This window comes from Streptomyces sp. NPDC002680, assembly GCF_042889145.1.
Classification (GTDB): domain Bacteria; phylum Actinomycetota; class Actinomycetes; order Streptomycetales; family Streptomycetaceae; genus Streptomyces; species Streptomyces adonidis.
The window spans coordinates 78,218-90,335 of sequence record NZ_JBIAQP010000010.1; the positions used below are offsets into that span (position 1 = coordinate 78,218).

Here is a 12,118-nt window from a genome sequence, read left to right on the forward strand (position 1 = left end):
GGCCTACTCCACGAACAGACTCCGGGTCGCGGCCCGCGCGTCGAACTCCTCCAGGCGGGCCTGGGCGTCCGGCAGGTCGTCGCACATGGCCTCCAGCAACACCCGGCCGAGGAGCATCGGCGCGCAGGCGGTGTCGAAGGCGAGGCCGGTGCCGACGGCGGCGGGCAGCAGCAGGTCGGAGACCTTCGCGACCGGCGCGAACGCGGAGTCGGCGACGGTGACGACGGTCAGGCCGGCCGCCTTGGCGTAGGCGAGGGTGTCGACGACCTCGCGCGGATGCCGGGGCAGCGCGAAGCAGAGCAGGGTGGTGGCGCCCGCCCGTACGGCGGCGTCGATCCGGTCGTGGATCATCGTGCCGCCCTCGTGGAGCAGCCGTACGTCCGGGTGGACCTTGGCGGCGAAGTAGGCGAAGCCGTAGGCCTGGGAGGCGGCGGCGCGCAGCCCGAGGACGGGCAGCGGGCGGGACGCGGCGAGCAGCCGCCCGGCCCGGTGCACGGGACGCGGATCGGCGAGCACCTCGGCCAGGTGCCTCAGGTTCTCGATCTCGGCCTCGACGGCCTGCTGGTACTCGTTGTACGAGCCCGGCTCGGCGCTCTGTTCGGCGGGCGCGACCTCGCGCAGATGCTTGCGCAGGGCGGGATAACCGTCGAACCCGAGAGCGACGGCGAACCGCGTGACGGACGGCTGGCTGACCCCGGCCAGCTCGGCCAGCTCGACGCTGGAGAGAAACGGCACGTCGGCGGCCCGCCGCACCATGCTGTGCGCGATACGCCGCTGGGTCGGAGTGAGCCGATGCCCCTCGAAGAGCGCCTGAAGCCGCCCGGCAGGACTGTCGGGCGGGGTCCCACCCGCACCCGCGTCCCCATCCAGGCCGGGGCCACCGGTGGCGGTCCCACCCGTGCCGCCGCCCGCGTCCCCGCGACCTTCCACGCCCCCCGCCGCACCCGTGCCCACGCCCGCCTCCGCACCCGCTCCCATGTCCGCGCCGACACCGTCGTCCGCGTTCCCGTCCCGGCGCGCGCCGGGACCCACGCCCGCGTCCCCACCCACACCGGTACCGGTACGCGCCCCCGTACCCGAGGTACCCGCACCCCCGCTGTCGTCCGCCCTCGGCGTGCTCATTCCCCGCTCCCCCTCCAGATCTCCGTGAACCGGTCCAGCAGTGCCGACGCCACCGTCACGTCGTGTGTGAGTGGGCGGTCGGTCGAGTCGGCGTCCAGGACCGACTCGGCCAGCTCCATTGCCCGGCCGACCGGCAGGTCCGGGTCCGGGCGCAGGTCGCGCTGGCGCAGCGCCCGGACGGCGGCGACCAGTTCGCAGCCGACGACGAGACGGTACGCGTCGCAGGCGCGCAGTGTCTGGCGGGCGGCGAGCGAGGCGAAGCTGGCCTGTTCCTCGACGCCCCGGGAGAGTACAGCGTGCCCGAGCGAGGCGGGCGCGGAGAAGGCCCGCAGGTCACCGAGGGCGGCGCCGGCGGCGTACTCCAGGATCATCACGCCGGAGGCGGCGGGTTCATGGTCGGCCAGGAAGGGGCGCAGGCGGGTGAAGGCGGGCTCGTTGAGGGTGGACAGGCGGGAGGTGGACAGGCGTGCCACCTGAGTGACCGCCAGCCTGAAGTGGTCCAGGGCCAGGGCGAGTTGGGCCTGGTAGAAGCCGCCGTGGTGGTAGGCGGCGAGGTCCTCGGGGGAGATGAGCGGGTTCTCGGCGGCGGCGTTGATCTCGATCGCGAGGACCCCCTCCAGCGCATCCGCCGCGTCGTGCGCGGGCCCGTGGATCTGCGGCAGACACCGGAAGGCGTACGGGTCCTGGATGCGGCCGAGGGGAGGCGTGGGCCGGTCCGCCGAACCGATCAACGCCCGCATCCGGCGCGCGACCTCGACCGACCCCCGGTGCGGACGCGCGGCGTGCACGGGGGCGGCGTACGCCTCGTGCGAGCCGTCGACGGCCAGGAGGGAGAGCGCGGCTACGACCTGCGTGGCGACGATGAGCCCGCGCAGTTCGTGCAGAGCCAGCGCGGACTGCCCGAGAGTGAGGGCGTTGCTGCTGATCAGGGCGAGGGCGTCGTTGTTGTCGAGGGCCTGCGGCTCGGGGGCGCCGGTGACCCGCCAGCCGCGGGAAGCCGAGCCCCCCGCTCCCGTCGCCGGCGCGATCCACTCGTGCTCCCCCGCCAGCGCCAGCCCCATTTGGGCCAGCGCCGCGATGTCGCCCGTACCGACCGACCCGAACTCGTTGACCACGGGATACGCGCCGCTCTCCAGCGCCTCGCACAGGGCCGTGACCACCCCGGGGCGCAGTCCGGCGCCGCCAGCGAGGAGCTGGTTGGCGCGGACGGCGAGCATCGCCCGTACCTGCCGGGCCGGGAGTTCCGCGCCGATGGCACCCGCGTGGCTGCGCAGCAGACGCAGACCGTGGTCGGCGGCGGCCTCGGTCGGGACGTTCTCGTTGCGGTTGGCGCCGACGCCGGTGGAGCGGCCGTACACGCGGCCGGTCGCGGCGATCTGACGGGCGACGCCCCAGACCTCCTCGACGCGCTTCATCGCGTCGGTGCCGGGGACAGGCCGCGCGGCTCCGTCGGCGAGGCGTACGACGTCCTCGACGCCGAGACCGACGCCGTCCAGCACGACGATGCCGGTGGACACCGGAGGCGGCACCGGAAGCGATGCATCCACGATCCGAGACGACATAAGGTGCGCGCTCCCCTCAAATGGGACGTTTGATCTTGCTTGCTGGGCGTCCGTTACCTCGGATTAACACGAGGGCATTGACAATCTATTCAGACACGGAGAACTCTGCATGACGTTATACAGGCCCGGCAAGGGACACCCCATGATCCAGTTCGACGCGGTCCACAAGCGCTTCCCGAACGGCACCACCGCAGTCCACGACCTCTCGCTCCAGATGCCGGAAGGCGGCGTGACCGTTCTCGTCGGATCCTCCGGCTGCGGCAAGACGACCACCCTGCGGATGATCAACCGGATGGTCGATCCGACCTCCGGCACAATCAAGGTAAACGGCAAGGACGTCCTCCAGCAGGACGCCGCCGACCTGCGGCGATCCATCGGGTACGTCATCCAGCAGTCCGGACTCTTCCCGCACCGCACGGTCCTCGACAACATCGCGACCGTACCGCTGCTCCTTGGCTGGGGCCGGAAGAAGGCCCGCACCCGCGCGGCCGAACTCCTGGAGACCGTCGGCCTCAACGCCGACGCCGGCAAGCGGTACCCGCACCAGCTGTCCGGCGGCCAGCAGCAGCGCGTCGGCGTGGCCCGCGCGCTCGCCGCCGACCCGCCCGTCCTCCTCATGGACGAGCCGTTCGGCGCGGTCGACCCGGTGGTCCGCACCCAGCTCCAGGACGAACTGCTGCGCCTGCAGAAGGAGTTGAACAAGACCATCGTCTTCGTCACGCACGACGTCGACGAGGCCGTCCGGCTCGGCGACCAGATCGCGATCTTCCGCACCGGCGGCCATCTGGTCCAGTGCGCGACCCCCGCCGAACTGCTCGCCCGCCCGGCCGACGACTTCGTCGCCGACTTCCTCGGCGCCGAGCGCGGCCTCAAGCTGCTCTCCCTGAAGACCCTCGCGGACCTCCCGCAGGCCCCGGCCCCGGAGGGCGGCGCCTGGACCCTCGTACTGGACGAGGCCCGCAAGCCACTGCACTGGCACGCGGCGGACGGGGGCGCGAACGGCGCCGACATCCCCGTACGACCGCTCAAGGACGGCGATTCGCTGCTCGCGGCGCTCAACGAGTCGATCGCCTCCCCGACCGGGCTCATAGCCCGCGTGGACGCCGCGGGCACCCTCACCGGCGTCTCGTCCCGCGACGACATCCACGCACACGCGGGCCGAGCCCACACAGAGGCCCAGACGGAAGCCCAGGTCAAGGCATGACCATCGACTGGTCGTGGATCGGCGACCACACCGACGACCTCACCACCCTCACCGTCTCCCACCTCCAGGCGGCCCTCTCGGCGGTCTTCTTCGGACTGCTGATCTCGCTCCCCCTGGCCGTGGTCGCCCACCGGGTCCGCCCCCTGCGCGGCTTCCTGCTCGGGCTGTCCAACGTTCTCTTCACGATCCCGTCGATCGCGATCTTCGTGCTCCTGCTGCCGGTCAGCGGTCTGACCCGCACCACCACCGTGATCGGCCTGACGGTCTACACGCTGGTCGTGCTGCTGCGGAACACGGTCGAGGGCCTCGACTCGGTGCCGGTGAAGACGAAGGAGGCGGCCAAGGCGATGGGCACGCGCCCGCTGCGCACCCTCCTCACGGTCGAACTCCCGCTCGCACTCCCGGTGATCATGGCGGGCGTCCGCATCGCGACGGTCATGTCGATCTCGCTCGTCTCCGTGGCGACCTACATCGGCGACGGCGGCCTCGGCCAGCTCTTCACGGACGGTTTCCAGCGCAACTTCCCGACCCCGGTGATCGCGGGAGTGGTCCTCACCCTGCTCCTCGCGGTGATCGCGGACGCGCTGCTGGTCGCCGTCCAGTACGTACTCACCCCGTGGACGAGGCGGCGAGCCTGACATGTACGAACTCTTCAAGGATCTCGGCTCCTGGCTGACCAGCGGCGACCAGTGGTCCGGCTACGACGGCATCGCGCACCGCCTCGCCGAGCACCTCCAGTACTCTCTGCTCGCCACCCTCATCGCGACAGCCATCGGCCTCCCGCTCGGCCTGCTCATCGGCCACACGGGCCGGGGCGCGTTCGTGGCGATCAACCTGGCCTCCTTCGGCCGCGCCCTGCCGACGGTCGGCCTGGTCGTTCTCGTCTTCCTAGCCAGCGGTCTTTCGATGTGGCCGGTGTACATCGCCCTGGTGGCGCTCGCGGTCCCGTCCATCGTCACGAACACGTACGCCGGTATGACCGCCGTCGACCTGGACGTGAAGGACGCGGCGCGCGGCCAGGGCATGCGCTGGCACCAGGTCCTCTTCCAGGTCGAACTGCCGCTCGCGCTCCCCCTGATCATGACCGGCCTGCGCCTGGCACTGATCCAGGTGGTGGCCACGGCCACCATCGCCGCGTACGTCTCCTTCGGGGGCCTGGGCCGCTACGTCTTCGACGGCCTCGCCCAGCGCGACCTGGTCCAGGTGATGGGCGGTGCGGTGCTGGTCGCCGTGGTCGCCATCGCCCTGGACCTGGCGCTCTCCGGCGTCCAGCGCTTCCTCTTCCGTCACCGCCCCGCGTAATCCGTCACCGCCCCGCGTAAACGAACCGCCCAGGAGTTCTTCCGATGGCCCTTCCGATGAACCGACGTGCCCTCCTCGGCGGCCTCTTCGCAGCCGCCTCCGTCCCCGCCCTCGCCGCGTGCAGCGGTGGCATCACCTCCCTCGACGAAGGGTCCGGCTCCGCGGGCGGGGGCAGCGGCTCCAGCGCGGGCGGCCTCACCATCGGCACCGCCAACTTCACCGAGAACCAGGTGCTGGGTTACCTCTACGCGGCCGTACTGGGCGCGGCGGGCGTGAAGACCAAGGTCCGCCCGAACCTGGGCAGCCGCGAGATCCTCATCCCCGCGATGAAGAGCGGCGACATCGACCTCCTCCCCGAGTACCAGGGCGCCCTGCTGCACTACGTGGCCCCCAAGGCGACGGCGACGGAGGAGGGCGAGATGCAGAACGCCCTCACGATCGCCCTCCCGGCGGGCCTCCAGGTCCTCCCGTACGGCATGGCCGAGGACTCGGACGCCTTCGTCGTGACCCGCGAGACGGCGGCCAAGTACGGCCTGACCTCCCTGGCCGACCTGAAGAAGCAGAACGGCAAGCTGATCATCGGTGCGGCGGCGGAGGTGAAGACGCGCGAGGTGGGCGTGGTGGGCCTCAAGGAGGTGTACGGGGTCGAGTTCAAGGAGTTCAAGTCGCTCGACTCGTCCGGTCCGCTGGTCAAGGGCGCCCTGAAGAAGGGGGATGTCGACGTGGCGAACCTGTTCACCACGGACACCGACATCCTGGACAACGGCTGGGTCGTCCTGACGGACCCCAAGAACCTGATCCCCGGCCAGCACATCGTCCCCCTGATAGCCGACCGCAAGGCCGACTCTAAGGTCCGCAAGGCCCTCGCCGAACTCGGCAACGTCCTCACGACGACCGACCTCACCGAGCTGAACCGCAAGGTGGACAAGGACAAGAAGGACCCGGAGGACGTGGCGAACGCGTACGCGAAGGAGAAGGGCCTGACGAAGTAGGCCCCTTGCCGGAGAACCTTTGCCGGAGACCCCTTGCCGGTCCTGCCCCCTAGGGTCCGGCCCAGGGACAACTGGGGGGCTATCCCCAGTGCCGGTCGGGCGCGGTTTCTCTACCGTGGTGTGCATGACCGGTATGGACGCGACGGGCGCACACGACGCCGACCTGAAGAAGGAACTCAACGCCACCCTGCAGGCCCGCAGGGAACTGGGCGACGAGTACGAGTCCGCGCTGGTCGACTCGTTCCTGGAGAAGGTCGACCAGCGGATAGACGACTCGGTGGAGCGCCGGGTACGACGGCAGCTCGCCGAGCAGCAGATGGTGGTGGCACGCGGCTCGCGCGGCCCGAAGTCCAACGACTCCGGCGGCGAGCGCTTCGGCTTCGGCATCGTCTCGCTGATCGTCGCGATACCCCTGTCCGCCATCGGCGGCGGCAGCTCGGGGCTGCCCGGCCTGCTGGTCGCGTGGGCGGGCATCGTGGGCGTCAACGCGGTCCAGGCGGCGCGCAGTTCGTCATGGATGTTCGGCCGCCACAAGGGGTCCGGCCGGGACAGGGACGACTGGGAGGACTGACACTCCCCAAAAAAGCTATGCGCGGGGACCGCCGCACCCCCGTTGCCGGGGGGCGGGACGACGGCGGTCCCCGCGAGGGACGCGGGCCGGGTCAGGGCCGGGCTGGCGCGTCCTAGGCGTCGGTGGAGGTCCGGGAGCCGCTCCGGAGGTCCGTGACGCCGTTTCGGTTGCCGGCCGGGGCGGGGAGCCGCTCCCGCCCTTGCCGACATCCACTAATGTGCCGGACTCGTGTTAAGCGTGTGCTGCGCGGACGTGACGCCCTCGTACCACTTCCACGAAGTTCCGTTCGGAAAGGGAATCCGAAGGGAATCGGACCGGGACATCGCTGCGGAGACCGCAACTTCCGCTCCGACACGCCCAGTTCACCGGACGTTTACTACTGCTTGCCGCCCTTGGCCAGGAAGGCCAGGAGGTCCTGCCGGCTGACGACACCGGTCGGCTTGCCCTCCACCAGCACGATCGCCGCGTCGGCGGCGCCCAGTACGGACATCAGGTCGCCGACCGGTTCACCGGAGCCGACCTGCGGCAGCGGCGCCGACATGTGCTTCTCCAGCGGGTCGTCGAGCGAGGCCCGCTGGGTGAACAGCGCGTCGAGCAGCTCGCGTTCGACGACCGACCCGACGACCTCCGCCGCCATGACGTCCGGGTGACCGGCGCCGGGCTTCACGATCGGCATCTGCGAGACGCCGTACTCACGCAGCACCTCGATGGCCTGACCGACGGTTTCGTCCGGGTGCATATGGACGAGGGAGGGAATGTGGCCGTGCTCCTTGTAGTCGAGGACGGCGGCGACTCGAGCGGAGGGGCCGGAGTCCTCCAGGAAGCCGTAGTCGGCCATCCACTCGTCGTTGAAGATCTTGCTGAGGTACCCGCGCCCGCTGTCGGGCAGCAGCACGACCACGACATCGTCCGGCCCGAGCCGCTCCGCGACCCGCAGCGCGGCGACGACGGCCATCCCGCAGGAGCCGCCCACCAGCAGGCCCTCCTCCTTGGCGAGCCGCCGGGTCATCTGGAAGGAGTCCTTGTCGGACACGGCGACGATCTCGTCGGCGACGGTCCGGTCGTAGGCGGTGGGCCAGAAGTCCTCGCCCACACCCTCCACGAGGTACGGCCGCCCGGACCCCCCGGAGTACACGGACCCCTCCGGGTCCGCCCCGACGACCTGGACGCGCCCGTCGCTGGCGTCCTTGAGGTAGCGCCCCGTCCCGGAGATGGTCCCGCCGGTGCCGACGCCCGCCACGAAGTGGGTGATCCGTCCCTCGGTCTGCTCCCACAGCTCGGGGCCGGTGGAGTGATAGTGCGAGAGGGGGTTGTTGGGGTTGGAGTACTGGTCGGGCTTCCAGGCGCCGGGCGTCTCACGGACGAGCCGGTCGGACACGTTGTAGTACGAGTCCGGGTGCTCGGGATCGACGGCGGTGGGGCAGACCACCACGTCGGCGCCGTAGGCACGCATCACGTTGATCTTGTCGGTGGAGACCTTGTCGGGGCACACGAAGATGCACTTGTACCCCTTCTGCTGGGCCACGATGGCCAGCCCGACACCGGTGTTTCCGCTGGTCGGCTCGACAATCGTGCCGCCGGGCCGGAGTTCCCCGCTCTGCTCCGCCGCCTCGATCATGCGCAGGGCGATGCGGTCCTTCACGGACCCGCCGGGGTTGAAGTACTCGACCTTCGCGAGGACGGTCGCCTGAATGCCCGCGGTCACACTGTTGAGCCTCAGCAGCGGGGTGTTGCCGACGAGGCTGATCATCGAGTCGTGGAATTGCACCGTTGTCTCCGGTTGCCGCACATAAATGTGGTTGTCATTGGTGCGGCCAGCCTAAGGCTCCGCCTCGGCATTCACCTCACGTCACGATTGGCGGACGGTCGGTACGGGGCAAGGAGTGGTTGTACGGCTACGAGGAGGTGGCGGCGACGCATGACGAGCATGTCCAGGGCAAGGGTGGCCCGGCGGATCGCGGCCGGCGCTGCGTACGGCGGTGGCGGGATCGGCCTGGTGAGCGCGGCGGCCGTGGGTCTGGTGCTGGCCGAGGTCCGGATGGCGAAACGCCAGGTGGGCAACGGCCGCAGTCCGCACCCGCCGAGCGCGGACGGCCTCTACGGGCGCGGGTACGCCACGCCCGGTGAACCTCCGCTCAGACTCGTACTGCTGGGTGACTCCACGGCGGCCGGCCAGGGCGTCCACCGGGCCCGTCATACTCCGGGCGCGCTGATCGCGTCGGGCCTGGCGGCGGTGGCGGAACGCCCGGTGCAGCTGCGCAACGTGGCGCTGCCCGGCGCCCAGTCCGACGATCTGGACCGCCAGGTGGCACTGACCGTCTCGGCGTCCGACTGGGTCCCGGACATCTGCGTGATCATGGTCGGCGCGAACGACGTCACCCACCGGATGCCCCCGACCCGCTCGGTCCGTCACCTCTCGTCGGCGGTACGACGGCTGCGTACGGCGGGTGCGGAGGTGGTCGTGGGGACCTGTCCCGACCTGGGCACCGTGGAGCAGGTCCAGCAGCCGCTGCGCTGGCTGGCCCGGCGGGCGTCCCGGCATCTGGCGGCGGCGCAGACGATCGGGGTCGTGGAACAGGGGGGCCGCACGGTGTCGCTGGGCGACCTGCTGGGCCCCGAGTTCGAGGCGAACCCGCGCGAACTGTTCGGCCCGGACAACTACCACCCCTCGGCGGAGGGCTACGCGACAGCGGCCATGGCGGTACTCCCGACGGTGTGCGCGGCACTGGGCCTGTGGCCGGCGGAGGAGGAGCGCCCGGACGTGTCCCGCCGCGAGGGCTTCCTGCCGGTGGCGCGGGCGGCGGCGGAGGCCGCGTCGGAGGCGGGCACGGAGGTCACGGCGGCGATGCCGACCGGGCCCAGGGGCCCCTGGGCACTCCTCAAGCGCAGACGGCGCAGGCGGGTACCGGGGACGGACCCGACACCCACGCCGACTACGTCGGGAGGGGTGTCGAGCGGCTGATCCCGGCGAGGGCGCGAGGGAGGGCGGAGTCGCTGGGTCGCCGACCGGTCCAACGGGCACCGATGTGCCCGTCGGGCTACGACGAAAGAGGTGCCGGGCGGCTGATCCCGGCGAGGGCGGACCGGACGGCGGAGTCGCCGTCCGGACGGTCGGTCCAGCGGGCGCCGATGTGCCCGTCGGGCCGGACGAGCAGGGCGCCGGCCGGGCGGAGGCCGCAGTGCTCGGCGTACTCGCCGGGCAACTCCTCGACGCGCAAGGGCGCCAGGGACGACGGGTCGGCCTGCTGTTCCCAGCTGCCCGGGTCCGGGGTGAGCAGGGTGAACCACTCACCGAAGGAGTCGAGGGTCGAGCGGCCGGGCGTGAGCCAGAGGTGGGGCATGCGGTGCCCGGGCTCGGCGGTGGGGGTGTAGTCGGGGTCGGGGTCGGGGTCGGAGAGCTGGGGCGGGGCGTGGGATGGAGCCTGGGGTGAGGCGTGGGGTGAGGCCTGGGGCGGGGCATCGAATGCAGCCTGGCGTGAGGCTTGGGGCGGAGCCTGGGCTGAGCCCTGCGGCGGGGTGCTGTCGTCGACAAGAACCGCACCGGAGCGGTAGCTGATCCCGAGTGCGAGCCCGAGCTGGGCGAAGTACCGCTCCGACCAGGGCAGTTCGACCTGGTCCGGTACGTCTGCGCCCGCCCCGTTCCGGAGTTGTTCGCGGCGCCGGTCCTGTGCCTGGAACATGAGCTTGGCGTTGGCGACCGCCTGGCGGAGGTTCAGCTGGGCGACGGGTCGCCGTTCCGTCTCGTAACTGTCCAGCAGCCCGGCCCCCGCCCACCCCCGCAGCACGCCGGCCAGTTTCCAGCAGAGGTTGTGCGCATCGGCGATGCCGACGTTCATGCCGAGGCCGCCTGCCGGGGGCAGCGTGTGCGCGGCGTCTCCGGCCAGCAGGATCCGCCTGTGCCGGAAGCGCTCGGCGACGTACGCGGTGGTCGTCCAGTGCTGGACCCGCAGGACATCGGCCTGTACGCCGTGTCCGTCGGGGCCGAGGGCGTGCGAGACGAGGCCGGACCAGTCGGCGCGTTCGGGGTCGTCCGGGGTGGGGGCGACCCAGGCCCAGCCGCCCTCGGGATAGAGCGGGAGGAAGGACCCGTGGGCGGTGGCGTAGACACCGGCGGGCTGACCGGCGGACCAGCCGGTGAGGTCGGCGTCGAAGACGACGGTGGTGACGTGCCCGAGCGCACCGGGCCCCGCGGTGGGGATGCCGAGCAGTTCCCGGACGGTGGAGTTGGCGCCGTCGGCGGCGAGGACGTACCGGGCCCGGACCCGGGTCTCCTCACCACTGCGCCGGTCGACGAGCCGGACGGTGACGCCGTCGCCCTCCTCGACGAGACCGACGACCTCGGCCCCGAACCGCACCTGTGCGTCCGCCTCGTCCGCCGCTTCAAGCAGGGTGGGTTCCAGCCGGTCCTGCGAGGTGACGACCCCGATCGCGGGACTCTCGGGCACGGGCGCGTTGACGCCGATCATCGCCGCGGAGGCGAAGTCATGCCCGAGGAGGGTGTCGCGGAAGCGGATACGGCCGTACTCCGCGGCGAACGCACCGGCCGCGATGGTGTCGGCGAGCCCGAGCTGCCGGAAGATCTCCATCGACCGCACGTTGACGAGCCGGGACCGGGGAAAGGGCGACAGCTCGACCCGCTTCTCGACGAGCAGCGCCCGCACACCCCAGCGCTCCAGCAGCGCCCGGGCGGTGAGCCCCACGGGCCCGCCCCCGACGATCAGCACATCCACCGTCATGAGATCAATCATCCGCGCCCGACGCCGGGCCGCAACGGCAGCGAGACCGGCGCGGGCGGCACAGGCGGCGTGCGAGGGGAGCGATAGCGTCGGGCCTATGATCGTATGGCTCAACGGCACGCACGGCGCGGGCAAGACGACGACCAGTGCGCTCGTACAGCAACTGATCCCGGATTCAAGGGTGTTCGATGCCGAGAAGGTCGGCGAGACACTCATGGACATCAAGCCTGGGCTGCCCGCGACGGACAACTTCCAGCACTGGCCGCCGTGGCGACCGCTCGTCGTCGAGACCGCCCGCCGCGTGCTCGACTACACCGGGGGCACCCTGGTGATCCCCATGACCGTCCTGGTCGAGGAGTACTGGCGCGAGATCAGCACGGGCCTGGCCCAACACGCCATCCCGGTACGGCACTTCGTCCTCCACGCCGACCAGGACACTCTCCGGGGGCGCATCGCGAACGACACCGTCCTCGGCCCCAACTCCCCGTTCCGCCTCAGATACCTCGACCCCTACGCAGAGGCGGCCCGCACCTGGCTGCACGCCGAGGCGGAGGTCGTCGACACCACCCACCTCACGCCCGCCGAGGCCGCCGGGCGGATCGCGGAGGCGGTCAGGAACTGAGGCCGGA

The 12,118-nt window shown here is 71.4% G+C and carries 11 protein-coding genes; 7 read left to right on the top strand and 4 right to left on the bottom strand.

The window, feature by feature from the left end; translation table 11 throughout:
• Positions 1 to 3: 3 nt before the first annotated feature.
• On the bottom strand, positions 4 to 978 hold the full coding sequence (locus ACFYXF_RS26040; RefSeq protein WP_389353318.1) for a MurR/RpiR family transcriptional regulator: 975 nt from the start codon (positions 976 to 978) through the stop codon (positions 4 to 6).
• Positions 979 to 1,118: 140 nt separating this feature from the next.
• A complete protein-coding gene (locus ACFYXF_RS26045) occupies positions 1,119 to 2,684 on the bottom strand; it encodes an aromatic amino acid ammonia-lyase (protein ID WP_389352802.1) in 1,566 nt (521 codons plus the stop codon).
• 142 nt (positions 2,685 to 2,826) lie between these two features.
• On the opposite strand from ACFYXF_RS26045, the gene ACFYXF_RS26050 reads away from it, so the two are divergent.
• The 5 genes from ACFYXF_RS26050 (at position 2,827) to ACFYXF_RS26070 (ending at position 6,753) form a co-directional block, all read left to right on the top strand.
• The gene (locus ACFYXF_RS26050; protein ID WP_389353320.1) at positions 2,827 to 3,888 is read left to right on the top strand and encodes an ABC transporter ATP-binding protein; all 1,062 of its coding nucleotides are present in this window, start codon (positions 2,827 to 2,829) and stop codon (positions 3,886 to 3,888) included.
• A complete protein-coding gene (locus ACFYXF_RS26055; protein ID WP_389352804.1) occupies positions 3,885 to 4,526 on the top strand; it encodes an ABC transporter permease in 642 nt (213 codons plus the stop codon). The genes ACFYXF_RS26050 and ACFYXF_RS26055 overlap by 4 nt, the downstream gene beginning before the upstream one ends.
• Before the next feature lies 1 nt (position 4,527).
• Complete coding sequence (locus tag ACFYXF_RS26060; protein WP_389352806.1) at positions 4,528 to 5,190, top strand: ABC transporter permease; 663 nt, start codon at positions 4,528 to 4,530, stop codon at positions 5,188 to 5,190.
• A 56-nt stretch (positions 5,191 to 5,246) separates the two neighbouring features.
• Positions 5,247 to 6,182: an ABC transporter substrate-binding protein gene (locus ACFYXF_RS26065; protein ID WP_389353322.1), complete on the top strand. Its 936-nt coding sequence runs from the start codon at positions 5,247 to 5,249 to the stop codon at positions 6,180 to 6,182.
• Positions 6,183 to 6,306: 124 nt separating this feature from the next.
• Positions 6,307 to 6,753 (top strand): hypothetical protein, encoded by a 447-nt coding sequence (locus ACFYXF_RS26070; RefSeq protein ID WP_389352808.1) that lies wholly within the window; start codon positions 6,307 to 6,309, stop codon positions 6,751 to 6,753.
• A 376-nt stretch (positions 6,754 to 7,129) separates the two neighbouring features.
• On the opposite strand, the gene ACFYXF_RS26075 is transcribed toward ACFYXF_RS26070, so the two are convergent.
• Positions 7,130 to 8,521, bottom strand: a complete 1,392-nt coding sequence (locus ACFYXF_RS26075) for a cystathionine beta-synthase (RefSeq protein WP_389352809.1) — start codon at positions 8,519 to 8,521, stop codon at positions 7,130 to 7,132.
• 150 nt (positions 8,522 to 8,671) lie between these two features.
• Here ACFYXF_RS26075 and ACFYXF_RS26080 point away from each other — a divergent pair, with 150 nt between their 5' ends.
• Positions 8,672 to 9,715, top strand: a complete 1,044-nt coding sequence (locus ACFYXF_RS26080) for an SGNH/GDSL hydrolase family protein (RefSeq protein WP_389352810.1) — start codon at positions 8,672 to 8,674, stop codon at positions 9,713 to 9,715.
• A 76-nt stretch (positions 9,716 to 9,791) separates the two neighbouring features.
• Here ACFYXF_RS26080 and ACFYXF_RS26085 read toward each other — a convergent pair whose 3' ends face one another.
• The gene (locus ACFYXF_RS26085) at positions 9,792 to 11,489 is read right to left on the bottom strand and encodes an FAD-dependent monooxygenase (RefSeq protein ID WP_389352812.1); all 1,698 of its coding nucleotides are present in this window, start codon (positions 11,487 to 11,489) and stop codon (positions 9,792 to 9,794) included.
• Positions 11,490 to 11,586: 97 nt separating this feature from the next.
• Here ACFYXF_RS26085 and ACFYXF_RS26090 point away from each other — a divergent pair, with 97 nt between their 5' ends.
• The gene (locus ACFYXF_RS26090; protein ID WP_389352813.1) at positions 11,587 to 12,111 is read left to right on the top strand and encodes an AAA family ATPase; all 525 of its coding nucleotides are present in this window, start codon (positions 11,587 to 11,589) and stop codon (positions 12,109 to 12,111) included.
• Positions 12,112 to 12,118: the final 7 nt, after the last annotated feature.